Raw genomic sequence first — 25,148 nt, 5'->3', positions numbered from 1 at the left:
GCGCCGTTACAGCGGCGTGGCGCTGACGGCGCGGTTGCGCCCGGCCGATTTGGCCCGGTACAGCGCGCGGTCGGCGTCGGCCACCAGCGCCGGCGCCGAATTGCCCTCGCCCGGCACCAGCGAACTCAGGCCGACGCTGACGGTGACCTGCGGCGCCACCGGCGAGCGGGCGTGCTGCAGCGCCTCGCGCGCCACCTGCTCGCACAGCCAGGCGCCGTATTTGGCGGCGTCGGCGGCGTCGGTGTAGGGCAGCAGCACGACGAATTCCTCGCCGCCGTAGCGCGCCACCAGCTCGGACGGGCGCTGGGTGGCCGCCTCGATCGCCTCGGCCACCCGCTTCAGGCAGGCGTCGCCGCTCTGGTGGCCGTAGTGGTCGTTATAAGCCTTGAAGCAGTCGATGTCGATGAACGCCAGGCTCAGCGGCAAGCCCTGGCGCTTGTGGCGCAGGAATTCGCGGGTCAGCTGCTCGTCGAAATAACGCCGGTTGAACAGGCCCGTCAGGCCGTCCTTGTTGGCCAGGTGGGTCAGCGCGGCGGTGGCGCGCTGCAGTTTCAGGTGGGTGCGCACGCGCGCCCGCACCACCGGCGCGTTCAGCGGCTTGCTGATGAAGTCGACCGCGCCGGCCTCCAGCGCCGCCACCTCGCTGTCCATGGTGGTTTGCGCGGTGACGAAAATCACCGCGCAGTCGGCCATGTCGCTGTCGCCCTTCAGGCGCCGGCACACCTCGTGCCCGTCCATCGCCTGCATCTCGACGTCGAGCAGGATCAGTTGCGGCCGGCGCTGCTGGGCCAGCTCGATGCCGGCCGCGCCGCTGGTGGCGAAGATAATCTGCCCCATGTCCTTCAACATGCCGCTCAACAAGCGAATCGCGTCGACGCTGTCGTCGATAATCAGGATCAGGCTGTTTGGTTCAGGCGGCTTTGGCATTGCTGCAGTCTCCGTGCGACGTGGTTCATACATGGTAGCCGGGGATGGCCGAGCCCATCCGAAGGCTATATCTTACAGGGACGGCAACAAATACCCTAGTTTTATGCCAGACAGGCGACCCGGCGCAAGCCCCGCGGGCACGCAGCTTGCGCCAGTTCAAGCGCGCGCCGGCGTCGGGCCGGCCGGCCGGCGCAAATAGAATGGCTATTTTATTCGCGCCTTGACAGGCTCAAATAGAATCGATATTCTATTTGACATGGTGAGACTGGCAAAATTCAACGAAGACAATTTCATCGACGGCGCCATCGACGTCGCCGCGCAATGCGGCATGGCGGCGGTGTCGATGGCGGCCATCGCGGTGCGCGCCGGCGCGCCGATCGGCTCGGTATACCACCGCTTCGACTCGCGCGGCGCGATCCTGGCGCGCGCCTGGCTGCGCGTCAAAGGCGATTTCCGCCTGGACGTGGCGAACCGCTGGCAGGCCGGCGACACCTGGAGCGCGGTCGCCGCCCTGCTCGACTGGTGCCGCCGCAAGCCGGTCTACGCCAGGTTCCTGCTGCAATGCGAGGACTACGCGGTGGCCGAGGCGGCGCTGGCGCCGGCGCTGCACGCGGCGCTGGAGGCCGAGCAAGCGGCGCTGGACGACTGCTTCGCGCGCTGCCTGCTGGCGTTGCCGCGGCGCGGCGACGGCGACGGCGCCGCCATGCTGCGCTTTATTCTGATCGACGGCCCGGTCGCCGTGGTCAAACCCTATCTACTACAACACCAGGCGATACCGGCCAGCGCCGACGCCATCCTGCGCGCCTCGCACGACGCCGTGCGGGCCTGGGCCACCACCTCTGAAACGGACTGATTTCCATGCGCTACTCGACCCAAACCGACCACGGCAAACGCATCCCGCTGCACGACGAGGCGGGCTTCGCCGCCATGCGCGCGGCCGGCCGCATCGCCGCCGACACGCTCGACTTCATCGCCCCGCACGTCAAGGCGGGCGTCTCGACAGCCGCGCTCGACCAGTTGTGCGAGGAGTTCATGCGCGCCGCCGGCAGCGTTCCCGCCACCATCGACTACCACGGCTACCAGCACGCCAGCTGCATCTCGGTCAACCACGTCGTCACGCACGGCATTCCGTCGGCCACCAAAATCCTGCGCGACGGCGACATCGTCAACATCGACGTCACGCCGAAGTTCGAGGGCTGGCACGGCGACACCAGCCGCACCTTCCGGGTCGGCGCGGTGTCGATCCTGGCGGCGCGGCTGGTCGACACCGCCTACGCGGCGATGATGGCCGGCGTCAACACGGTGCGCCCCGGCGCCACGCTGGGCGACGTCGGCGCGGCCATCGAGGCGGTGGCGCGGGCCCAGGGCTTCTCGTCGGTGCGCGATTTTTGCGGCCACGGCCTGGGCCAGGTGTTCCACGACGCGCCGCAGGTGCTGCACTACGGCCGCGCCGGCACCGGCGTGGTGCTCGAGCCGGGCATGATTTTCACGATCGAGCCGATGCTCAACGCCGGCAACTACCAGGTCAAGGTGCTGCCCGACAAATGGACCACGGTGACCAAGGACCGCTCGCTGTCGGCGCAGTTCGAGCACAGCCTGGCGGTGACGCAGACGGGGTTCGAGATTTTCACGCTGTCGGCGCTGGGGGGGATGGGCATCGAGGCGCCGAAGGCGGAGCAGGCCACGGCGTAACAGCGCGCAGGGACGGCGGCGGCCCGGACAGTGCGAAAGCGGTCAGCATGAATCGTTTCCCCACCTACCCCAGTGTCGATATCAGCTTCGCGCCGCAGGCTGTCACGTCGCCGTGATAGGCGTACGGGCGGCCTTGGTTCTTGGCGCCGGCGCCGTCGGGCGTGATGGGAAAGTCGCCTTTGCACTGCGGGCAATGTGTCATGTCGCCCGCCAACGCAGCGGGCTGGCCCATGACGGTCGTCCCGGATGACGCCGCGATAACTTGGCCGCCGTGGTCGGTTTTGTCATGCAGGCGGATGACGCCGCGCCCCTCATTTTTCATGCGCTTTCTCGCTGGGCGTGAAATAGGAGCCTTCCGGCGCGCCCGGCACCTTGACGCGGAACTTCAGGCCCGCCAGCAGCCGGTCCCACAGCGCCACCGCTTCGTCGTCGCTCACCGACACCGACTTGGCGGCGCCGACGGAGTTGTGGGCGACCTTGCTGTACATACGGACGCCAAACTCGGCGGGATAGGCGACGTCCTTCGGCCTGCCGACCAGGGCCCACTCGAAATCGTGGGCGCCGTCGTCGCGCTTGATCAACGACTCTTCTCCGTGCCAGTGCTGCACATCGCGCTTGCCTTCGCGCAGCAGCGTGCGGCTGGGATAGGAACCGCCCTGGTCTTTTTTCGCCTGTTCGATGCGGGCCAGCATGGACAGCTCGAGCTTCAACCTTTCATAATCGGCCGGTGGGTAATCCGAATAGGCGTCCTTGTTTGAACTGATTGAAAAAGTTACGTCCGGAAAGCTAGGAAGGTAAATTCCAGCACTGGCCGTTTCTTGGTCCGCGTAAAGGTTATCGGCAACGAAGCCGTGCTCGATACAAAATCCTGGCTCATTGGGGATCTCGGCTGCGCCGCGTAGCCGAAAATTATTGGCCAGTTGCGCTTGCCTGGCGGCGGCGGACTGCTCATTATCGGGTTCATCGCGCATAGAACCACCAAAAATAAACGTCAACACTCCTTTGGTCAAATAGGTTTTAAAAGAAAGCGAGCCATCCACTTTTGCGGCCTTTCCGTCGTAATATCGGAGCTGCCAACTCTCTTCGACTGGACCCGCGCCGTTGTAAGTAATTTCAGCACCGTTGTTTCCCAGCTTTATTTCGGCGACATCCCTTACGACTTGCAATCTTCTTGCTTCCAGATCGCCGCCCAACACCTCGACCAAGGGGGGAACTCCGACTCTACCCATGATCAACTGAGCCTCCAACGGTACCTCCAGCGCATAACGACCGAAGCAGACCAGTTTGGTTTTGGCGAAGAGCGTTTGCAGGCGTTCGCTCAGTTTTACGGCTTCGGGCACGGCGTTTTCCTTGTATGAATAACTGGGTGTACAAGCCTGTAACAAGGCAAGAATGAAGATCGCGACGCCATGAGGGCGCGCATATTTGCATAAAGTGTCTGTCATGGATTACGACCATTTCGCAGTTTTGGCGATCTGCACGATGGAATACACCATGGAAGCAAGCACTTGGGTGTCGGCGTAGCTGCTCTGATGTTCATATCCTTTACCTTCTTCGCCATGCTCGAACAGCGTACCGGCAATGTGCCGGGCAGAACGACTCGATGGCACGGTTTCGTCACCTGCTGCATTGGCCGGTTGCAACTTCAGAGTCAGCACGCGGTGACCCGCCTGAACGGTGAGCGTGCTCTTCGCGTCATCGCTCAACAAGATCCAGCTTTCCGGATGCGGCCAAGGAATGGTGCGGCCAGCCGAGTCGACATTGCTACCCGTGCTGCCGATTACCTTGAAGACAACCTCGCCGTAACTCTGACGTGCCGGCGACGCACAGAAACTGGCATAAGTGCAGGTGGGATGAAAAGTCTTCTCAATTGATCGAAGGAAGTCATTAGCATCCCTTAAACGTTGCTTAACTTTTTTGACTCCCCCTCCGTTTTCCTCCCGTACGTTCCCCGGATTCACCCACAGCGGATTCAGCAAACGCCACCACGCCGTCGGCGGTTGCAAGTATATGCTGTCCAACGCACTTCCCTTTTCATTGGGCCAACTGGCCAATAACTTGCCGACGCCGTCGACCACTTTCAGCCAGTGCGGCCCATAGGCGCCGCCCGGCATCATTTCCAGCGGCGCCGGAGCATTGGCCAAGATCGCCGTCGCGTGCTGGCCGTTGATTCCGAGTATCTCTGCCTCGGTTTCGGCGACCATCCCGTCCTTTTCCTGGAAGCCGAAACGCATCCGCTTGTACGCACCGGCGGCCCCGATTGTCGGCATGACGTTGTGATAGATGCCCAATACCTTCACGGTCGCGTCGTTCAACAAGTTGCCGTAGCTGGGGTGAATCAGCGCGCGGGCCAGCAAGCCGCCCATGCTGTGGGTGACGATGATCACTTCGTCGCATTTAAAGCCGCGTTCCTGATACCCCTTGACCATGCCGCGAATGCGCTTGGCGATGACCTGGGCCGACTTGCCGTTACTTTGCAGAAAATTGTATCCCATCGCATGAACCGGATACCAGCATGCCGCAATTTTCAGCAGCTCACTGTCGGTGATGACCGGCCCCGCCTTTCCACCGCATGCAACCGGCCCTTGTAGAACCAGTTTGCTGATGTCGTGATGCATCGGACTGACGGCAATATTGTCGAGCATGGGTTTCGCTTGCCAAAACATCGTCGTTGTTCCATCCTTGGCGATGTTGTTGAGTAAGCGCTCTGCTACCGACAACATTTTGCCATAAGCGCCATCAAACAGGACTTCGCTCCAACCGCGCCAGCGCGCGATTTGCGCGGCAGACTCGCGGCGCACATAGGGCTGGCCCGGCGTCCTCATCTGATTATTGCCCAGCAACGGAGGGATAGCGCCGAAACCGTCGGGCACGTTTTGGTGGCGGGCGTCGGCGGCCAGCGTTTCTTTACCCTCGGGATCAAACCGGCCGCGGCTTTCCGTATAGTGGTAATACTCCACCTCGGTCTCGTTTTGATCGAATACAAGTTGCCGCTGTGCCGGCGTGGCGTTTTTGAACCAGCCGCCCAGGCCGGCGTTGGTTACGACTTGGCGCTTCCCGGAGATGGTCACCATGTCGTCCGGGCGCCAGGCGCGGTTGTCCGGCCGCCTCAAGCCATCTTGCCTCGCCTTGCTCATGCGCAGGTTGCTGCCCATCACGCCCGGCAGGAAAATCACCGGTATGACTTTCCCAGGCGGCACCTTGATGTCGTGCCGGACCGTGTCCTCCGTCTTGGTCATGTTGACCGTGTATTCGGCCCAGCCGCCCACGCCCTGGGAAAATTCTCCTGGATGGTTGCCGTGTTGGTTGAGTCCGTCCTTCGCTCCGCTCATGGCAGTTCGCCCTTGTAGCGGATAGTGTAGCTGTCCATACCCGTTCCTTTTTGTAATTCGGTGCTGCCGGCGGCGCCCGTCTTGCCGCTGATCAGGTTGCCGTCCTCGCGCAGCAGTTCGTATTCAACGTGCGGCGCCGGCTTGTTGTCCACCTGGAGCATCCTGACTTCCTGGTCGTAGCGGCTGCCCGGCCTTTCGTTGAAGGATTGCGACACGCTCTTCGGCCCCAGCGTCTCCAGGTTGCCGTGGAAGAGCACCGGCGAGGACGAGAAGAACTGCACCTTCTCGCCGATCTCCAGCATGTGGTTGGCGCCGTGCAGGCGCACGCCCTTCTTGCCGCGGATATCGACCCAGTCCGTCTGGCTGATCAACTCCAGCACCTTGTTGGCGATGACCTCGATGTCGTCGCTCTGGGCCTCGATCGTCACCTTGCCCGCCGCCGCGACGAGCTTCATACCGGCCTTGTGCACGAACAGCCGGAAGGTGCGGCCCACGCTGGCGAAGAAACCGTCGCCCGCCGCGATCGACAGGCTTTTGCCGCTGGTGACGGCGGTGTGCTCGGCGCTGGCAATGTGGGTCGACTGCGCCGTCGTCGTCGCAATGCCGGCCGGGCTGGCTAACACCAGCAGTGGCGCGGCCAGTTCTGGAAAGGCACCCTTGGCGCCCGCCCCGGCGACGGCCTCGTTCTGCGCGTCGATCACCGCGGCGACGTCCGCCTGTTGGCCGGAGGCTTCCTGCGCGCCGCGCTCTTGCGCCGCCTCCGCCAGCGCCTTGTGGCGCGCGCGCGCCTGCCGCAGCCGCTGCACCGTCTCGCCCATGTCCTTGATGTACGACTGCGCGGCCGGGCGCGCCTCGGTGGTGATCAACATGCCCCTGCCGGCGCGGGCGACGCCCCAGGCGTCCGAAGCCAGCTCCCAGCCCTCGCCGCGCGCGTCCATGCGCCCGGCGTTACCCTCGACGCGCGTGACATGCCCGAGCGAAAGCTGGCTGTGCTGGTGGTCGCTCTTGAGCTGGGCCTGGATCTGCCCGTTGCTATCGTCTAATATCAGGTGGTTGCTTCTGCCGCCCGCGGCGTTGCCGCCTGCGGGCGTCAGTTCGCGGCTGCGCAAGCCCATCAAGGCCTGCTGGTCCGGCAGCGCCCACGGCGGCATGTAGCGGACGTTATGGACCGCGCCGGTGACCAAAGGACGGTCCGGGCAGCCGTCGAGCCACATTACCATCACCTCGGAACCGACGCGCGGAAGCGCCGACGCGCCCAACTGGTTGCCGGCCCAGGAGGTGGCCGCCCGGATCCAGGCTGAACTGGCTTCGTCGTGGCCGCCGACCCGGTCCCAGTGGAACTGGACGCGCACCCTGCCGTACTCGTCCGTGTACAGGCTGCCCTGGCCCTCGGGACCGACCACCGTCGCCGTCTGCGGCGCCAGGATCCTCGTGTCGACGCTGTTGAAATTGCGTCCCGGGCGCCACGGCAGCGCCTTGCGGACGCAGCGCAGGCGGTTGCTGTAGTGCGGCCTTTGCTCGGCATCCTGTAAATAATTGTTGCTCGCGACATGGTGCACGGAAAGGATCAGGAAGGCGTTCTCGCCGCGGTCGGGCTGGTCGCCGAACGGGTACCCGCCGAGGCGGTCGGTCAGGCTGAACCAGCGCCCGGGCTGGACGCGGCGGTTGTTGCCCGAGGCGTCAACATGCTCGCCCGTCGCCTCCCTTTCCTCCATCCGCAGCCGCGCCAGGCGGTCGCCGTCTGCGCGGTTCTTGAAGCCGTAGGCGCCGGCGTACTCGTACGATTCGACGTCGAGCACTGTCCCCTGCGCGGCGATCGTCGGCACGCCCATTTCCAGCGGCACCGGGTTCTTGAAGTTGAAGCCCGTCAGCGCCACGCCGGCCGGCTCAATCCGGCGCCCCGGCGACCACTCGCCGATGGCGTCCTCCTCCCGCGCGCCGGCGTGGCGGTGGAACATGATCGCCGCGTCGCCGTCGATGGGAGCGGCCGCCCTGGAGTCGTCCGAGAGCACCAGCGTGTGGCCCTTTTCATCGTGCTCGTAGTGGTAGTGGATGCCCGCAGCCTCCCAGCGGCGGTGCAGATAGTTGCTGTCGGTCTCGTTGAACTGGCAGGCGTCGGTCATCGGCGCGTCGATGCCACCCACGCTGAACTGCCATACGGCATGCGCCGCGTAGTCGGCGAAGATGCTGGCGCTCTGCTGGTACACGGTCGCGTCATGGAACAAATAGTTATCCGTGCGCAAGGTCAGATACTTGAGCCATGGCCCCAGCTTCGCTTCGTAGAAGGTGATGCCGCCGGCGCGCACGCGCCTGAAGGCGAAGCAATAGCCGGAAAAATAGCGCAGCGTGCCGCCGGCCTGCACCAATTGCACGCTAAACAACTTGCCCTGGATGTCCTTCGGCGCCAGCGCTTCGTTATCCGACAGGATTTCGATGGTGTACTCGAAATCGCGCGACATGCTTTCCAGCGCGTCGAGCTTGTTGACAACAAACTCGCACCGGGGTCCGTCGTTGTGGGGAAAGAACAGGCGCAAAATGCGGTTGTTCTGGCGCGCGCGAACAAGGTCGGTCAAACTGCGCGCCGGGTCGGCTATTCGCTCTTCCGCTTCCATTGTTCCCGCCATTCTTGAAATAGTATACTTAATATAATATCATAGTTTTAAATTTGATAAGTATGTATTTTATGCAACACCAGGACGCCACGAATTGCCGCTCAATTGAACGCCGCGGCGGGTGAAGGCGGAGCCGCAGGTTCAAGCGGAAATCGCCCGGCGACCGCCCCGAATCGGCGGCGCCTTTGCAGTGTTACAGGAAGCGGTCGAGGATCTTGCGGCTGTGCTTGTCGATGCCGAACATGTCGCGCACCAGGAAGTGGATGCCGTGGCTGTCGGCCACCAGCAGCGAGGCGGCGCCGATACGGCGGATGTCTTCCTCGCCCTTGAGCACGAAGTGGGTGTCGCCGCGGTCGGTCTTGACGTGCCAGGTGCACGGCGTGGCGTAGCTGCTGACGCTGCCGATGTGCACAATCTCGGGCATGAATTCGCGCCCGTCCAGCTCGTCCTGCACCAGCGTGCGCAGCGCCGTCGGCAGCTCGCCGAGGTAGTCGATCCAGGCCACCTCGCGGCCGTCGTGCAGCACCATCGAGATGCCGCGCTCGGGCGACTGGATCGGGAACGCGCGCACCGGCACCACGCCCTCGTGCACCAGGCCGTCGGCGGTGGTCAGGGTCAGTTTGCCGAAGTTGTCGCGGCTCAGTTGAAACGTTGTGCTTGCCATTCTCAGTCTTCCTTGTCGTCCATGTCGGTGTCGACGTTGCGCGCCTGCGCCTCGTAGAGCCGGAAATACGCGCCCTCGCGCGCCATCAAGTCGTCGTGGCTGCCGATCTCGACCACTTCGCCGCGGTCCAGCACCACCAGGCGGTCGGCCCGGTGCAGCGTCGACAGGCGGTGCGCGATGGCGATCGTGGTGCGGCCCTGCACCAGGTTGTCAAGCGCCTTCTGGATTTCCTTCTCGGTTTCCGAGTCGACCGACGAGGTGGCCTCGTCCATGATCAGGATGCGCGGGTCGATCAACAGCGCGCGGGCGATCGAGATGCGCTGGCGCTCGCCGCCGGACAGGCCCTGGCCGCGCTCGCCGACCATCGAGTCGTAGCCCTGCGGCAGGCGCAGGATGAATTCGTGGGCGTGCGCCGCGCGCGCCGAGGCGATGATGTCCTCGCGGCTGGCGCCCGGCTTGCCGTAGGCGATGTTGTCGGCGATGGTGCCGAAGAACAGGAACGGTTCCTGCAACACCAGGCCGATGTTGCGGCGGTAGTCCGACACCGCCAGCGAGCGGATGTCGACGCCGTCGAGCAGGATCGCGCCCTCGGAGACGTCGTAGAAGCGGCAGATCAGGTTGACCAGCGTGCTCTTGCCCGAGCCACTGTGGCCGACCAGGCCGATCATCTCGCCCGGCTTGATGTTCAGCGTGATGCCGCGGTTGACGGCCCGGTTGCCGTAGCGGAAACCGACTTCGCGCAGGTCGATGCGGCCCTCGATCCGCTCCAGTTTGACCGGGTTGAGCGGCTCCGGCACGCTGGAGACGTGGTCGAGGATGTCGAAGATGCGCTTGGCCGCCGAGGCCGATTTTTGCGTCACCGAGACGATCCGGCTCATCGAGTCGAGGCGGCCGTAGAAGCGGCTGCTGTAGGCGATGAAGGCGGTCAGTACGCCGACGGTGATTTCACCGGTCGACACTTGCCAGATGCCGAAGCACCAGATCACCAGCAGGCCCAGTTCGGTCAGGAAGGACACGGTCGGCGAGAACAGCGACCAGACCTTGTTGAGCTTGTCGTTGACGGCCAGGTTGTGCGCGTTGGCCTCGCGGAAGCGGGCCGCCTCGCGCTGTTCCTGGGCGAAGGCCTTGACCACGCGGATGCCGGGGATGGTGTCGGCCAGCACGTTGGTGACCTCGCCCCAGACCCGGTCGATCTTTTCAAAGCCGGTGCGCAGGCGGTCGCGCACGACGTGGATCATCCAGGCGATGAAGGGCAGCGGCAGCAGCGTCATCACGGCCAGCCACGGGTTCAGGCTCCACAGGATAACGCCGGTCATGATGATCATCAGCACGTCGGAGGCGAAGTCGAGCAGGTGCAGCGACAGGAACACGCAGATGCGGTCGCTGCCGCTGCCGATGCGCGACATCAGGTCGCCGGTGCGCTTGCCGCCGAAGTATTCCAGCGACAGTTTCAACAAATGCTCGTAGGTGGCCGAGCGCAGGTCGGCGCCCATGCGTTCCGACACCAGCGCCAGCACATAGGTCTTCCACCAGCCCAGCGCCCAGGCCAGCACGGCCGAGCCGAGCAGGCCCGACATGTACCACACCACCAGCATCGGCTCGATCTTCAGCCCGTTCTGGTAGGGGATCAGGACGTTGTCCATCAGCGGTTTGGTCAGGTACGGCGGAATCATGTGCGCGGCCGTGCTCAGCAGCATCAGCGTGAAGCCCAGCGCCAGCTGGGCGCGATACGGCAGCGCGAAGCGCCACAGCCGCAGCAGCGTCCAGGTCGACGGCGGCGTATACAGCACCTTGGTGCAGATCGGGCATTCGTCCTGGTCCGGCTCCAGCGGCGCCTTGCAGCTCGGGCAGACGTTCTGCTCGGCCGGCTGCACCGGCGCGCCGCTGACGTGGCCCTGCAACTGCTCGCGGAACTGGTCGATCAGGCGCATCGCGTGCAGGTTCTGGCCCAGCGTGAAGCGCCACGCCGCCAGCCGCCCGTGCTCGTCTTGCAATTCGAGGTGGCCGACGCCGGCGTGGTCGTGGTGTTTCAGGCCCAGGCCGGCGCGGTAGGGCCAGTCGTGCCACAGCGTTTCGCCGGGCGCGCGCGCCAGCACGCGCCGCTCGGTGACGACGATGATGCCCTTTGTGAAGCGCAATCGCGCATCCAGGTCAACCTCCACGCTACCTAAAGCGTTCTCCCCGGGTGCGAGCTTTTTTTCGACCTCGGCTTGCCAGTGTTCGGGAACGGATGGCGCCGCGTGGGCGGCGGCGGTGGCGGATAATAGTTGTTCAGTTGTCATTGTCAAGCGTGTTCCGGCTTTAGGACTAGCCCCTTACGGGCGGGGGATTCTGGGAAAAAATGGGGAAAGGCACACAATGGCCCGATCAATTCCGTCTGTCAATCTGTTGCGGATAACGCTGATAGGGTGCGTATCGGGGCAGAAATTTACGGTATTCTATCGGATGGGGCGCGGGCTGGTGGAAATCGGTTCCGCACGGTAAGCTTCGTTACTTGGGGTTAGCGCCAGCATACAACAGGATGCGTTTTAGGCAAGTCGGGACGACGGGGTGGTGGCAGCCGCCGGTTTTCCCCTATTTTGCTGACATATTGGCATCACTATAGAAAGACCGGCAATACCAGGACAGCATTTTTCGCGGTGCCATCCAGCGAATCGGGATGCGCATTCTGCGGCAGCAGCGAACATGCATGCACACACAAGGCAATTGGAAGAAAGCCTCTAAATAATAATTGGGCGCGGAAAGCGCCAAGCCTGTTATCGAAAAATTATTTACATGACAAACAAGAAAGACATCGCATTCCTCCGCGTGAACCACCTGCGCGGCCCCAACATCTGGACCTACCGCCCGGTGGTGGAGGTATGGCTGGATATTGGCGAATTGGAAGACTTCCCGTCGAACGCCCTGCCCGGCCTGTACCAGCGCCTGGTGGCGTGGCTGCCCGGCCTGATCGAACACCGCTGCGGCGTCGGCCAGCGCGGCGGCTTCCTCGAACGCCTGCGCGAAGGCACCTGGTCCGGCCACATCCTGGAACACGTGGTGCTGGAGTTGCAAAACCTGGCCGGCATGCGCACCGGTTTCGGCAAGACCCGTTCGACGCCGCAGCGCGGCGTCTACAAGATGGCCTTCCGCACGCGCCAGGAGCAGGTCGGGCGCGCCGCGCTGGAAGCCGGCCGCGCGCTGCTGCTGGCGGCCATCGAGGACGGCGCCTTCGACCTCGACGCCGCGCTGGCGCAACTGCGCGAGCTGGTCGACGAGCACTGCCTGGGGCCGAGCACGGCGCATATCGTCGAAGCGGCCACCGAGCGCAAGATCCCCTCGCTGCGCCTGACCGACGGCAACCTGGTGCAATTGGGCCACGGCGCCGCCCAGCGCCGCATCTGGACCGCCGAGACCGACCGCACCAGCGCCATCGCCGAAAGCATCGCCAGCGACAAGGACCTGACCAAGTCGCTGCTCAAGTCCTGCGGCGTGCCGGTGCCCGAGGGCAGCCTGGTGAAAAGCGCCGAGGAGGCGTGGGAAGAGGCGCAGGACATCGGCCTGCCCGTGGTCGTCAAGCCCTACGACGGCAACCACGGCCGCGGCGTGTCGCTGAACCTGTCGACCCGGGCCGACGTCGAGGCGGCCTACCACCTGGCCAGCCGCAAGGGCGACAGCAAGAGCGTGCTGGTGGAACGCTACATCACCGGCGACGAGCACCGCCTGCTGGTGGTCGGCCAACGCGTCGTCGCCGCCGCCAAGGGCGAGTCGCTGTGGGTCACCGGCGACGGCGTGGCCAACGTCATCGCGCTGGTCGACAGCCAGATCAACACCGACCCGCGCCGCGGCACCGGCGAGGACGCGCCGCTGAACGCGCTGGCGCCGGAAAAGGGCGCCGAGATCATCCTCGAACTGGAGCGCCAGGGCTTGAGCGCCTATTCGGTGCCGCTGGCCGGACAGAAGGTGCTGATCCAGCCGAACGGCAACGTCGGCTACGACGTCACCGACCGCGTCCATCCGTCGGTGGCCTACGCCGCCGCGCTGGCCGCGCGCGTGGTCGGCCTCGACATCGCCGGCGTCGACCTGGTCGCCGAGGACATCTCGCGCCCGCTCGACGAGCAGCGCGGCGCCATCATCGAAGTCAACGCCAGCCCCGGCCTGCTGGCCCACCTGAAACCGGCCGAGGGCGCGCCGCGCCCGGTCGGCGCGGCCATCATCGCGCACCTGTTCGGCGCCGCCGACAGCGGGCGCATTCCGCTGGTCGGCGTCACCGGCAGCCGCGGCGCCAGCCTGCTGGCGCGCCTGCTCGGCAGCCTGCTGCAAATGAGCGGCAAGCACACCGGCGTGGTTTGCGCCGACGGCCTCTACCTCGACCAGCGCCGCGTCACCGGCGACGACAGCGTCAACTGGGACGCCGGCCAACGCCTGCTGATCAACCGCTCGGTGCAGGCCGCGGTATTCGAGAGCAACGCGCGCATGATCCTCAGCGAGGGCCTGGCCTACGACAAGTGCGCGGTCGGCATCGTCACCGACATGGCGCCCCAGCCCGAGCTGGCCGAATTCTACATTTGCGACGCCGACGACCTGCGCAAAGTCGTCCGCACCCAGGTCGACGTGATCCTGCCGGACGGCGCGGCGGTGCTCAACGCCGCCGACGCCGCCGTGGTCGACCTGGCCGAGCTGTGCGACGGCGAGGTGCTCTTCTACGGCCTCGACGCGGCGCTGCCGGCCATCGCCGGCCAGCGCGGCGCCGGCCGGCGCGCGGTCTACCTGCGGGACGGCGCGGTCGTGCTGGCCAGCGGCGCCACCGACACCGTGCTGCTGATGCTGGCGACGCTGCCGGCGCCGACCGCGGCCGAGCCGGAAGCCGTGGTCGCCGCCGTCGCCGCGGCCTGGGCGCTGAACATCGCCCCCGAGCTGATCTGCGCCGGCCTGCGCACCTTTGACACCGGCACCAAAAACGCGCGTCGTTAAACCGTCGTCCGGCGTGGCGCCAGCCCGCCGGCGTCGTGAAGCATCGAGCAATAAGAGGTCCGGCGCCCGCGCCGGACGCACGGCGCCGCCGTCGCCCGCCGCGACGGCGGCCCGCACAACAAGATAGGAAGAACGGTTTATGGAAGTATCTCGCATACGCGCGCTGCGCGGCCCCAACCTGTGGAGCCACCACACCTCGGTCGAGGCGATCGTCGCCTGCGGCGTAGAGGAATTGTGCATCGGCGCCATGGCCGGCTTTGAAAGCCGCCTGCGCGCGCGCTTCCCGGCGCTCGACGCGCTGCAGCCGACCGGCCACGACGACGCCATCCCGTTGGCCCACGTGCTGGAACTGGCGGCCCTCGGCCTGCAGGCGCAAGCCGGCTGCCCGGTCACCTTCAGCCGCACCACGCCGACCCTGGAACTGGGCATTTTCCAGGTCGTCGTCGAGTATTCCGAGGAGGCCGTCGGCCGCCTCGCGCTGGAACTGGCGCAGCAACTGTGCCGCGCCGCCGCCGCCGACCTGCCGTTCGACCTGGCCGGCGCGCTGGCGCAGTTGCGCGAGCTCGACGAGGACGTGCGCCTGGGGCCGAGCACCGGCGCCATCGTGCAGGCCGCGGTGGCGCGCAACATCCCGTTCCGCCGCCTGACCGACGGCAGCCTGGTGATGTTCGGCTGGGGCAGCCGCCAGCGCAAGATCCAGGCCGCCGAAATGGACGGCACCGGCGCCATCGCCGAAGCCATCGCCCAGGACAAGGAACTCACCAAGCGCCTGCTGCACGCGGCCGGCGTGCCGGTGCCGCTGGGGCGCGTGGTGGCCGACGCCGACGACGCCTGGGCCGCTGCCTGCGAGATCGGCCTGCCGGTGGTGATCAAGCCGAAGGACGGCAACCAGGGCAAGGGGGTGACGGTCAACGTCACCACCCGCGAGCAATTGACGGCCGGCTACCACGCCGCCTGCGAATTCCGCGACGACATCCTGGTCGAGCGCTACCTGCCGGGCAACGACTTCCGCCTGCTGGTGGTCGGCAACAAGCTGGTGGCCGCGGCGCGGCGCGACCCGCCCCAGGTGGTCGGCGACGGCTGTCACTCGGTGCGCGAACTGGTCGAGCAGGTCAACCTGGACCCGCGCCGCGGCAGCGGCCACGCGACCTCGCTGACCAAGATCCGCTTTGACGACATCGCCCTGGCCAGCCTGGCGAAACAGGGTTACCTGGCCGACTCGGTGCCGCCGGCCGGCCAGCGCGTCATCCTGCGCAACAACGCCAACCTGTCCACCGGCGGCGCCGCCACCGACGTCACCGACGACGTCCATCCGGAAGTGGCGGCGCGCGCCATCGCCGCCGCCCACATGGTCGGCCTCGACATCTGCGGCGTCGACGTGGTCTGCGACAGCGTGCTGCAACCGATCGAAGAGCAGAACGGCGGCATCGTCGAAGTCAACGCCGCGCCCGGCCTGCGCATGCACCTGTCGCCGTCGTTCGGCAAGGGCCGCCCGGTCGGCGAAGCCATCGTCGCGGCCATGTTCGCCGACGGCGAGGACGGCCGCATCCCGGTCGTCGCCGTCACCGGCACCAACGGCAAGACCACCACCGTGCGCCTGATCGCCCACCTGCTCACGGCCGCCGGCCTGCGCACCGGCATGACCAACACCGACGGCGTCTACATCGAAGGACGGTGCATCGACAGCGGCGACTGCAGCGGCCCGCGCAGCGCGCGCAACGTGCTGCTGCACCCGGACGTCGACGCGGCGGTGTTTGAAACCGCCCGCGGCGGCGTGCTGCGCGAAGGCTTGGCCTTCGACCGCTGCCAGGTCGCCGTGGTCACCAACATCGGCTCGGGCGACCACCTCGGCCTGAACTACATCACCACCGTCGAGGACCTGGCGGTGCTGAAACGGGTGATCGTGCAAAACGTCGCCGCGACCGGCGTCGCCGTGCTCAACGCGGCCGACCCGGCCGTCGTCAAAATGGCCGCCAACTGCCGCGGCAGCGTCACCTTCTTCGCCGCCGACCGCCAGAACCCGGTGATGTCGCTGCACCGCGCCCAGGGCCACCGCGTGCTCTACGTCGAGGGCGGCGACCTGGTCGCGGCCGAAGGCGCCAGCGTGCACAGGCTGGCGCTGGCCGGCGCGCCGATCACGCGCAACGGCGCCATCGGTTTCCAGGTTGAAAACGTCATGGCCTCGGTGGCCGCCGCCTGGGCCGTCGGCGTCGACTGGCAGGCGATCCGCGCCGGCCTGGCCTCGTTCGCCAACGAGAGCGACAACGCGCCGGGCCGCTTCAACGTGTTCGCCTACCGCGGCGCCACCGTCATCGCCGACTACGGCCACAACCCGGACGCCATCCTGGCGCTGGTGAGCGCGGTCGACAGCATGCCGGCCAAGCGCCGCTCGGTGGTCATCAGCGGCGCCGGCGACCGCCGCGACGAGGACATCCGCCAACAGACCGCCATCCTCGGCGCCGCCTTCGACGACGTGCTGCTGTACCAGGACCAGTGCCAGCGCGGGCGCGCCGACGGCGAAGTCGTGGCGCTGCTGCGCCAAGGCCTGGCCGGCGCCAGCCGCACCAGCCATATCGACCAGATCAACGGCGAGTTCGTCGCCATCGACACGGCGCTGGCGCGCCTGGGCGAAGGCGATTTGTGCCTGATCCTGATCGACCAGGTGGAAGCGGCGCTGGCGCACATCGCCACGCGCATCGCCGAGGGCTGACCGGCTGCGGCGACACAACAAAAACGCCACCCTCGGGTGGCGTTTTTGTTTTATCGGCGGTACTAGTTCATGACCATATAGATCACGACCAACACCACCGCCGGAACACCCAGAATCCATCCCAAGACATACTTACCCATGATTATCCCCCTGTTGAATTTTATGCGGTGACTACCTGGCCAGAATGCCGCGACGACGCGGCGCCGTCGGTGCGATAAGGCACAGAACAAGGTATCGCACATAAAAAAATTTCCGATCAGCACGGCCGCGGCGCCTTCCGCGGCGCGCCGCGTCAGGGCTTATCCTTCGGCTCGGCCTTGTCGGCGGCGTCCAGGCCCCAGTCGTTCCAGTCCTCGCCGAACAGCTCAACGGGGTGCTGGGTGCGATCCGAGCCGTTTCCACAACGCATAGCGTCGGCCGCGCAGTATTTGTCACAGCCCCAGCAGATACGCTCGGGGTTCTTGGGATGGATGGGAAATATCTTGGCCATGTCGCTGTGCCCGGCTTGCGGTCTACCCAATTGACTCTAGCCCCGGGCTAGGGGGCGGTCAATCGAATCCGCCCGGCAAATTTGTCCTCGATCAAGCCGTTTGAATAAAACGGGCACGGGCGGGCTCGCGCTGAAAAACAATCCCACATTATGAAAATCCAACTGCGCCGAAAAACGGCGATTTATCCCATTTTTTGAAAATTGATTTCACATTCCGAAAAATATTGTGTAAGCCTTTGAAAACGAAAGAATTAATTTCAGTCATATGTCTTATATAAGACTTGGCGCAATCGGAAAAAACGTCTATTATTTATACATGCAGTTTGCCTTTAAGCAGCGCCCGTTTTTTCGTAAGAGCGTGAACAGATCCAGACGCTCAATGCGGTTTTATCAATCTTGTTTTACCATCTAGGAGATTCACATGTCACAGTACCAAGACGACATCAAAGCCATTGCCGGTCTGAAAGACAAAGAAGGTAGTGCCTGGAACGCGATCAATCCTGAATCCGCCGCACGCATGCGTACCCAGAACCGCTTCAAAACCGGTCTGGACATCGCCAAGTACACCGCCAAGATCATGCGCGACGACATGGCGAACTACGACGCCGACCCGTCCAAATATACCCAGTCGCTGGGTTGCTGGCACGGTTTCATCGGTCAACAGAAGATGATCTCGATCAAGAAGCACTTCAACAGCACCGACCGTCGCTACCTGTACCTGTCCGGCTGGATGATTGCCGCCCTGCGCTCCGAGTTCGGCCCCTTGCCTGACCAGTCGATGCACGAGAAAACCGCCGTTGCCGACCTGATCAGAGAGCTGTACACCTTCCTGCGCCAAGCCGACGCGCGTGAGCTGGGCGGTTTGTTCCGCCAATTGGACGCTGCCGAAGGCGCCGCCAAGCAGGCGATCCAGGACAAGATCGACAAGCACATCACCCACGTCGTGCCGATCATCGCCGATATCGATGCCGGTTTCGGTAACGCCGAAGCGACCTATCTGATGGCCAAGCAACTGATTGAAGCGGGCGCATGCTGCATCCAGATTGAAAACCAGGTTTCCGATGAAAAACAGTGCGGCCACCAAGACGGCAAGGTCACCGTTCCCCACGAAGACTTCCTGGCGAAGATCCGTGCCGTGCGTTACGCCTTCCTGGAACTGGGTATCGACGACGGCGTGATCGTTGCGCGTACCGACTCGCTGGGCGCCGGCTTGACCAAGCAGATCGCGGTCACCCGCGAGCCGGGCGATCTGGGCGACCAATACAACTCCTTCCTCGACGTTGAAGAAGTGTCGATCGACTCGATGGGTAACGGCGACGTGGTCATCAAGCGCGACGGCAAACTGCTGCGTCCTAAGCGCCTGCCTAGCAACTTGTTCCAGTTCCGCGCCGGCACGGGCGAAGAGCGTTGCGTACTCGATTGCATCACGTCGCTGCAGAACGGCGCCGACTTGCTGTGGATCGAAACCGAAAAACCACACATCGCCCAGATCGGCGGCATGGTCAGCGCGATTCGCAAAGTCATTCCAAACGCCAAGCTGGTGTACAACAACAGCCCATCGTTCAACTGGACCCTGAACTTCCGCCAGCAGATGTTCGACAGCATGAAGAGCGAAGGCAAGGATGTGTCTTCCTACGATCGCACGGCGCTGATGAGTGTTGAATACGACGAAACCGAACTGGCGATCGCCGCCGATGAAAAAATCCGCACCTTCCAGGCTGACTCAGCCCGTGAAGCCGGCATTTTCCACCACCTGATCACCTTGCCGACCTACCATACCGCTGCATTGTCGACCGACAACCTGGCAAAAGAGTACTTCGGCGACCAAGGCATGTTGGGTTATGTTGCCGGCGTTCAGCGCAAGGAGATCCGCCAGGGTATCGCCTGCGTCAAGCACCAGAACATGTCCGGCTCGGACATCGGCGACGACCACAAGGAATACTTCAGTGGCGAAGCCGCCCTGAAAGCATCGGGTAAAGACAACACGATGAACCAGTTCTAACGGCACGATCCGGTGTGGAAAAAGCTCGCTACGGCGAGCTTTTTTTTGCCCCTGCCTGCGTCCGACGCCGCGCCCTCTTCAGGTATTGAATACCTCGTCCAGCGTTGCGGCGTTGACAAAAGCCTTGGACCAGGCAAGTAATTCGGCCGACGTGCCATGGGCAAGACGCTGTTGCAGGTGCGCGGGCAGCGCGCCGAAGCGCTCCGCCAACATATTGCTCAACAACAATGCCTGTCCCTCGCGGCAACCTTCCCGCCGTCCCTCCAGCAGACCTTGTTTAAGGCCGCGCTCCAGGCCGATACGCTCAAAGGATGAAATATAAGGCATAGCCCGATCCCTTTCGAATTTCTCGATGCGGCGCCATAACTCGTGCTCCAGTGGTTGAGGCAGGCGCATTAACCAGTCGATCACCACGGTCAGGTCAATGATAATCCTCCTGTCCCGATTTTGCAGCAGGAGCCGTTCGAGTATGAACCACTTCGCGGCGGCGCGGCGGACGTCGTCGCCCTTGGTTTCGCGGGTGGCGAGGTAGGCCGCCGTCACCAGCGCGAACGGGTTCGGGTCGTCCAGCAACTGTTCGGCGCGTCCGGCGAAATCGTCTAGTTTAACAACGGGAAATTGAATCCCCACCGTGCAGCCGAGCAACTGCTAGCCGAAGCTGTCGGGTTTCCAGCCGGCGTTGCCGTCGGCCAGCAGCGCCATGCTGGCGACGGGCCGGCGGTAGCGGTCGAAAATGCGGTAGTTGTAGGTAAACATGCGCTCGGCGAAACGGCTGTCGCGCCGCCCCTGCACTTCCAAATGCACCAGCACCCACTGCGGCGCCCCGCCCTTCAGGGTGACCTCGACCAGTTTGTCGGCCAGGCGCTTCCCCAGTTCGGCGTCGTGCGCCACCTGCGCCAATTCCTGCTCGAGGAAGCGCTGCGGGCACGACCAGTCGATCTCGGCGTGGGCGAGCGGAAAATAAAACGCCACGAAGTCAGGAAAATACCGGATCACGGCATCCTTCCAGGGCGTGTCGTAGTCGTCGTTCGGCGTGGCCATGAGGCAGTGTAGCGAAGCGGCGCCGTCCCGACGCAATCTGGCGCAAACCCGCGCGTGGCGGAACGGCGGCGTCCGCTTGCATCGGGCCCCTCACACCGACAGCACGTAGCGCTCGCTTTTCATGCGCCAGCTGGCGAAGGCGACCGTGAGCAGCGCCACCGCCAGCGCGCTGACAAACGTCAGCGCGAACGGCAAGTAACCCACCTGCTGCCCCTTGGCCAGTTCGCGCAGCAGCGTCAGGTGCGACAGCACCGGCACCAGGTACATCCAGGTGGCCGTGCTCAAGCCCAGCATCGGCACCGCCACCACCGGCACCATCGGTATCAGCGTGACGAAGCTGATCATGCTCTGCGCCTCCTTGAACGATTTCGCGTTCATCGCCAGCGCCACCTCCAGCCCCGCCGCCAGCAGCGACAGCGGAACGCTCGCCAGGCAGAACAGCAGCAGGTCGGGCACGCCCAGGTTCCACGACATGCCGATTTCCTCCAGCGGCAGCCAGCGCAGGATCGCGTGCACCAGCATCAGCTCGAGCGTAAAACCGATCACCGACATCGCCGCCGCCGCCAGCCATTTCCCGACCACCAGCTCGAGCGCGCTGGCCGGCTGCGCCAACAGCACTTCGAGCGAGCGCCGCTCGCGCTCGCCGGCGGTGCTGTCGACGGCGCTGCTCATGCAAAAGATGAACACCGGCAGGAACAGCCCGCCCAGCAAGGCGCCCAAAAAGTTGGCCGAACGCGAGGCGCTGGTGCCGGTGTCGTAGCGCTGCAGCTTGATCGGCACGCCGGTGGTCGGCGAAACGCCGTGCGCCAGCAGGCGCGCGCTGGCGATGCTGGCGCTGTACTCGCGCAGCACCTGCTCGACCTCGTTCTGCTTGGTCTGGTTCTCGGCGGCCGAGTCGTACCACAGCTCGATGTGCGCCGGCCGCATCGCCTCGTAGTGCTGGCCGAAACGCCGCTCCAGCTTGAGCACGGCCACCACCTTGTGCTGGCGCAGCAACTCGGTGACTTGCTGGTCCGACATCGGCGCGCGCTCGCTGACGGTGACGTTGTTCTGGCGCAGCTGGGCCATCAGCGTGGGCGCCTGCGCGCCGCCGATGACGACCAGCTCGATGCCCTCGCGCTCGGGCGTGCTGGCGCGCTCGATGGTGCGCTTCAGCAGCACGCCGTACAGGGCCGGGTACAGCAGCACGAACAGCAGCAGCAGGACAAGGGTGCGGCGGTCCCGCAGGTTCTCCAGCAACTCCTTCGACAGCACCACCATCCACTTCGGCTTCATGCGGCGATCCCCTCGTCGGTGCCGACCAGGCTGACGAAGGCGTCCTCCAGGCTGGCGATGCCGGTTTGTGCGCACAACTGCGCCGGCGAACCCTGCGCCACGCTGCGCCCGCCGGCGATGACGATGACGTCGTCGCACAGGTGGCTGACCTCCTGCATCACGTGGGTAGCCATGATGACGCAGCAGCCGTCCGCGCGCAGCGCCGTCAGCGCGCGCCGCAGCGCGCGCGTGCTCATCACGTCGAGCCCGCGGCTGGGCTCGTCGAGCAGCAGGTGCCGCGGCCGGTGCAGCAGCGTGCGCGCCAGCGCCACCTTGATGCGCTGGCCCTGCGAAAAGCCCTTGGCGCGGCGTTCCAGGATATCCTCCAGGCCGAGCAGCTGCGCCACCTCGTCGGTGCGGCGCGCCACCGCGGCCTTGTCCATGCCGTTGAGCGCGCCGAAATAGGCCAGATATTCGCGCGTGCTGAGGCGCTCGTACAGGCCGAACTGGTCGGTCAGGAAGCCGATGTTGCGGCGCACCGCCATCGGCTCCACGGCCGGGTCGACGCCGTCGACGCGGATGCTGCCGCGGTCGCGCGCCAGCAGGCCCACCAGCAGGCGCAGCAGCGTGGTCTTGCCGGCGCCGTTCGGCCCCAGCAAGGCGGTGATGTGGCCGTCGCGGGCGCAAAAACTGACGCCGCCGAGCGCGCGCACGGCGCCGAATTGTTTGCATACATCGTCAGCTTCGATCATGTCGGCTTTCTCAAGGTTGCGGTCCGGCGCTGCGCAGCAGGAACGGCGGCGCCGGGATCTCGCCGAGGCACTCGGCGGCCAGCGGCCGGCCGGGTTGGTCGAGGAAGGCGCGCAGCAGGCGCGGCGCGCAGCCCAGTTGCGACACGCCGTGGCCGGCGTTGGCGACCACGAAATGCTGGACATCGCGCATATGGCGTCCGGCGGCCTCGGCGCGGTGCGGCGGCGTCACCGGGTCGAGCGCGCCCGACAGCATCAGCACCGGCGCGGCGATGCGCGTTGGCGCCACATAGGGTTGCGCCGGCACGCGGATCGCCTGGCACAGGCTGGACAGGCGCAGGATCTCGGCGGCGTTCATGAACGAGCCGCGGGTGTCGTCGGCCAGCAGTTGCGGCGTCAGGCGCGGGAAGTCCTCGGCGCAGGTGACCGCCAGGTACAGGCCCAGACCCGGCCCGGCGTCGGTCGAGAAGTCGTTGGCGACGTTGCTGCGGGCGACGAAGGGTTGCCAGCGGCCCTGGTGGGCGCCGTGGATCAGGAACGGCAGGCGGCCGCTGTCGAGCGGCGAATAGAGGATGCCGTGGACGGTGCCGAGGAAGCGCCGGCTGCTCATCGTCACGCGCAGCGGTTCGGCCGTGCGCGGGTTGGTGAGGTCGAGTTCGATGGCGCCGCGGCCGACCCGTTCGAGCAGGCCGGCGAACTCGGCGCGCAGGTTCGGATAGGCCGCCGCGCAACCGGGGTTGGCGGCGCAGCGCTTGAACAGCCCGTCCAGCGCGGCCTGGCTGTCGCGCCCGCCCGCCGGGATCACTTGCTCCGGCGCGGCCACGCCGTCGAGGATCAAGGCGCGCACGCTGGCGGGAAAGGCGCGCGCGTAGACCTGGCCCAGCCGGGTGCCGTAGGAGCCGCCCCACAGGTTGACCTTGGCGTAACCCAGCGCCAGGCGCACCCGCTCCAGGTCGCGCGCGGCGGCCGCCGTGGTGTAGGCCGCCAGCGGTTGCTTGAGCGCGCGCAGGCAGGCCAGCGCCGCCCGCTCGGCCGCGGCGTCGCCGAGGGCCTCGTCGTCGTCGTCCGGGCTGTCGCATTCGAGCTTGCCGGAGCGGCCGCTGCCGCGCTGGTCGATGAAAACGATGTCGCGCGTGGCGCGGGTCTTGCGGAAGGTCGCGGTCAGCAGCGGCAGCACGTCCGAGCCGGCCTCGCCCGGGCCGCCGGCCAGCACGAACAGCGGGTCGGCGCTGGCCGGGTCGCGCAACGCCGGCGCCAGCGTCACGTGCAAGGCGATCGTGCCGGCGCCCGGGCGCGCGTAGTCGATCGGCACGGCGACGCTGACGCAGCGCAGCGCCTCCTCCGAACCGGGCAGGTGGCAGCTGCGACCCTTCTGGGCGGCCGGCACGGCCTGCGCCAACGGAACGGCGCAGGCCAGCGCCAGCAGTATGGCGGGCAAATTAAGACGATATGTCACGACGACTCCTGGTGGATGCGCCGAGATAGTATTGAGCACTATTTCCGCAGTCAATCTTTTCCCGCGGCTATCTTCGGCTGGCCTGCCTCGATTACTGCACGAGAGCGACGTGCCACCCATGCGCTAGCGCAAACCGAGGCCAAGCCCGCCGGCCTATCGGAACATAAAGTTGCTCGGCGTCGCCTTGATTCTATCCCCAATACGTCCGCCCGGCGCGTCCAATCCGCCGCGGCTGGCTTAAGGCGGCGCGCCCACCATTCTGGCGCGCATCGCCGGCGTCATCGCCACCGCGCCGGTGGCGTCGATCAGCAGCACATGGGTCAGGCCGAGCCGCCGCGCCAGGCTCCGCCAGCGCTTCGGCCCGGCGATGAACAGCGGCTTGGACGGCCCGTCCGAATCGATGCCGGGGTGGGCGCCGCCGGCGGCGATGATGGTGACCGAGGCCACCAGGTCGACGGTGTCGCCGCTGCGCGGGTCGATGATGTGCGGATGGCGCTTGCCGTCGTTCATGAAATAGCGCTGGTAGTCGCCGCTGGTACCGATCGCCTCGTTGTCGCGCAGCTCCAGCCGGGCCACGGCGCCGGCGCCGCGCGGGTCGCGCACGCCGACCCGCCACGGTCGCCGGCCCGGCTGGCCGATCGCCAACACGTTGCCGCCAATGTTGACCAGCGCCGCCCGCACATGCTGCGCGCGCAACAGCGCGGCGGCGCGGTCCAGCGCGTAGCCCTTGGCGTAGCCGCCCAGGTCGAGCATCACCGCCCGGTTGCGGCTGGAAATGCGGTTGCCGTCGTAGCGCAGGTCGCTCATGCGCGGCTTGGCGTCGACCCAGCGGCGGATCGCCGCGGCGGACGGCGCGCTGACGCCAATGTCGCTGCTCTGGAAACCCCACAGCCGGATCAGGCCGCCAATGGCCGGGTTGAACAGATTGTCGGAGCGCGCCGCCAGCCGGCCGGCCGATTGCAGCAGGTCGACCATCTCGGCGTCGCCCTGGTAGCTGTCGCCGCGCGCGATGGCGTCGTTCAGCGCCGTCAGCGCGCTGGGCTGCCAGGCGTGGAATTTGTGGTGCAGCCGGTCGAACTCCTTGAGCACGGCCGCGCCGAGTTGCCCGGCGCGCTCCTCGGTCTCGCCGTAGATCGTCACCTCGACCGCGGTGCCGAACACATGGCCGGGGATGCGCTGGATGGCCGGTTCGGCGGCGCCGGCCGCGAAGCTAGCGCAAGCCAGCAAGACGCACGTCTTGCGCAGGGAAGTGATCAACATGGTGGT

19 protein-coding genes are annotated in these 25,148 nt (G+C 65.7%); 5 read left to right on the top strand and 14 right to left on the bottom strand.

From position 1 onward, the window contains the following. Positions 1–6: 6 nt before the first annotated feature. Positions 7–927, bottom strand: coding sequence for a GGDEF domain-containing response regulator (locus JANGC3_RS0124245; RefSeq protein WP_017879087.1), 921 nt, complete (start codon positions 925–927; stop codon positions 7–9). 256 nt (positions 928–1,183) lie between these two features. Between JANGC3_RS0124245 and JANGC3_RS0124240 the strand changes: the two genes are divergently transcribed. Continuing rightward, complete coding sequence (locus JANGC3_RS0124240) at positions 1,184–1,780, top strand: TetR/AcrR family transcriptional regulator (protein ID WP_017879086.1); 597 nt, start codon at positions 1,184–1,186, stop codon at positions 1,778–1,780. 5 nt (positions 1,781–1,785) lie between these two features. Further along, complete coding sequence (gene map / locus JANGC3_RS0124235) at positions 1,786–2,619, top strand: type I methionyl aminopeptidase (protein ID WP_017879085.1); 834 nt, start codon at positions 1,786–1,788, stop codon at positions 2,617–2,619. Between the two features lie 64 nt (positions 2,620–2,683). On the opposite strand, the gene JANGC3_RS0124230 is transcribed toward map, so the two are convergent. The 6 genes from JANGC3_RS0124230 to JANGC3_RS0124200 all read right to left on the bottom strand — a co-directional run bounded on the left by JANGC3_RS0124230 (position 2,684) and on the right by JANGC3_RS0124200 (position 11,509). Then, entirely contained in the window at positions 2,684–2,941 is a 258-nt protein-coding gene (locus tag JANGC3_RS0124230; protein ID WP_017879084.1) for a PAAR domain-containing protein, read from the bottom strand. Beyond that, the gene (locus tag JANGC3_RS33385) at positions 2,931–4,064 is read right to left on the bottom strand and encodes a T6SS immunity protein Tli4 family protein (protein WP_198292052.1); all 1,134 of its coding nucleotides are present in this window, start codon (positions 4,062–4,064) and stop codon (positions 2,931–2,933) included. Before JANGC3_RS33385 ends, JANGC3_RS0124230 begins: the two co-directional genes overlap by 11 nt. Before the next feature lie 3 nt (positions 4,065–4,067). Then, on the bottom strand, positions 4,068–5,951 hold the full coding sequence (locus JANGC3_RS0124215) for an esterase/lipase family protein (protein ID WP_026133449.1): 1,884 nt from the start codon (positions 5,949–5,951) through the stop codon (positions 4,068–4,070). Continuing rightward, positions 5,948–8,563 carry a type VI secretion system Vgr family protein gene (locus tag JANGC3_RS0124210; protein ID WP_017879080.1) on the bottom strand — a complete coding sequence of 872 codons (2,616 nt, stop codon included), beginning with the start codon at positions 8,561–8,563 and terminating at the stop codon, positions 5,948–5,950. Before JANGC3_RS0124210 ends, JANGC3_RS0124215 begins: the two co-directional genes overlap by 4 nt. Positions 8,564–8,756: 193 nt before the next feature. Then, entirely contained in the window at positions 8,757–9,227 is a 471-nt protein-coding gene (locus JANGC3_RS0124205; protein WP_017879079.1) for a cyanophycin metabolism-associated DUF1854 family protein, read from the bottom strand. A 2-nt stretch (positions 9,228–9,229) separates the two neighbouring features. Beyond that, positions 9,230–11,509 carry a cyanophycin metabolism-associated ABC transporter gene (locus JANGC3_RS0124200; RefSeq protein WP_081611970.1) on the bottom strand — a complete coding sequence of 760 codons (2,280 nt, stop codon included), beginning with the start codon at positions 11,507–11,509 and terminating at the stop codon, positions 9,230–9,232. A 493-nt stretch (positions 11,510–12,002) separates the two neighbouring features. Between JANGC3_RS0124200 and JANGC3_RS0124195 the strand changes: the two genes are divergently transcribed. Both JANGC3_RS0124195 and cphA read left to right on the top strand, forming a co-directional pair. Next, positions 12,003–14,180 (top strand): cyanophycin synthetase, encoded by a 2,178-nt coding sequence (locus tag JANGC3_RS0124195; protein ID WP_017879077.1) that lies wholly within the window; start codon positions 12,003–12,005, stop codon positions 14,178–14,180. A 139-nt stretch (positions 14,181–14,319) separates the two neighbouring features. Next, positions 14,320–16,890 (top strand): cyanophycin synthetase, encoded by a 2,571-nt coding sequence (gene cphA, locus JANGC3_RS0124190; protein ID WP_017879076.1) that lies wholly within the window; start codon positions 14,320–14,322, stop codon positions 16,888–16,890. Positions 16,891–17,182: 292 nt separating this feature from the next. Here the strand turns inward: cphA and JANGC3_RS0124180 are convergent, their stop codons facing one another. Then, positions 17,183–17,380, bottom strand: a complete 198-nt coding sequence (locus tag JANGC3_RS0124180; protein ID WP_026133448.1) for a DUF3079 domain-containing protein — start codon at positions 17,378–17,380, stop codon at positions 17,183–17,185. 421 nt (positions 17,381–17,801) lie between these two features. On the opposite strand from JANGC3_RS0124180, the gene JANGC3_RS0124175 reads away from it, so the two are divergent. Continuing rightward, the gene (locus tag JANGC3_RS0124175) at positions 17,802–19,382 is read left to right on the top strand and encodes an isocitrate lyase (protein WP_017879073.1); all 1,581 of its coding nucleotides are present in this window, start codon (positions 17,802–17,804) and stop codon (positions 19,380–19,382) included. A gap of 78 nt (positions 19,383–19,460) precedes the next feature. Here the strand turns inward: JANGC3_RS0124175 and JANGC3_RS34250 are convergent, their stop codons facing one another. The 6 genes from JANGC3_RS34250 to JANGC3_RS0124150 form a co-directional block, all read right to left on the bottom strand. After that, positions 19,461–20,027 carry a hypothetical protein gene (locus JANGC3_RS34250; RefSeq protein ID WP_327075885.1) on the bottom strand — a complete coding sequence of 189 codons (567 nt, stop codon included), beginning with the start codon at positions 20,025–20,027 and terminating at the stop codon, positions 19,461–19,463. 3 nt (positions 20,028–20,030) lie between these two features. Beyond that, a complete protein-coding gene (locus JANGC3_RS34245) occupies positions 20,031–20,423 on the bottom strand; it encodes a hypothetical protein (RefSeq protein ID WP_017879071.1) in 393 nt (130 codons plus the stop codon). 90 nt (positions 20,424–20,513) lie between these two features. Then, on the bottom strand, positions 20,514–21,698 hold the full coding sequence (locus tag JANGC3_RS0124165; protein ID WP_017879070.1) for an ABC transporter permease: 1,185 nt from the start codon (positions 21,696–21,698) through the stop codon (positions 20,514–20,516). Next, positions 21,695–22,429 (bottom strand): ABC transporter ATP-binding protein, encoded by a 735-nt coding sequence (locus JANGC3_RS0124160; RefSeq protein ID WP_017879069.1) that lies wholly within the window; start codon positions 22,427–22,429, stop codon positions 21,695–21,697. The genes JANGC3_RS0124165 and JANGC3_RS0124160 overlap by 4 nt, the downstream gene beginning before the upstream one ends. A gap of 10 nt (positions 22,430–22,439) precedes the next feature. Beyond that, positions 22,440–23,882 carry an alpha/beta fold hydrolase gene (locus tag JANGC3_RS0124155; protein WP_026133447.1) on the bottom strand — a complete coding sequence of 481 codons (1,443 nt, stop codon included), beginning with the start codon at positions 23,880–23,882 and terminating at the stop codon, positions 22,440–22,442. 237 nt (positions 23,883–24,119) lie between these two features. After that, positions 24,120–25,142, bottom strand: coding sequence for an FAD:protein FMN transferase (locus JANGC3_RS0124150; protein WP_017879067.1), 1,023 nt, complete (start codon positions 25,140–25,142; stop codon positions 24,120–24,122). Between the last annotated feature and the right edge of the window lie 6 nt (positions 25,143–25,148).

The sequence above is a fragment of the Janthinobacterium sp. CG3 genome, from assembly GCF_000344615.1.
GTDB lineage: Bacteria > Pseudomonadota > Gammaproteobacteria > Burkholderiales > Burkholderiaceae_D > Janthinobacterium.
The sequence above is the reverse complement of the archived record's forward strand: the minus strand, read 5'-3'. Positions and strand labels throughout refer to the sequence as shown.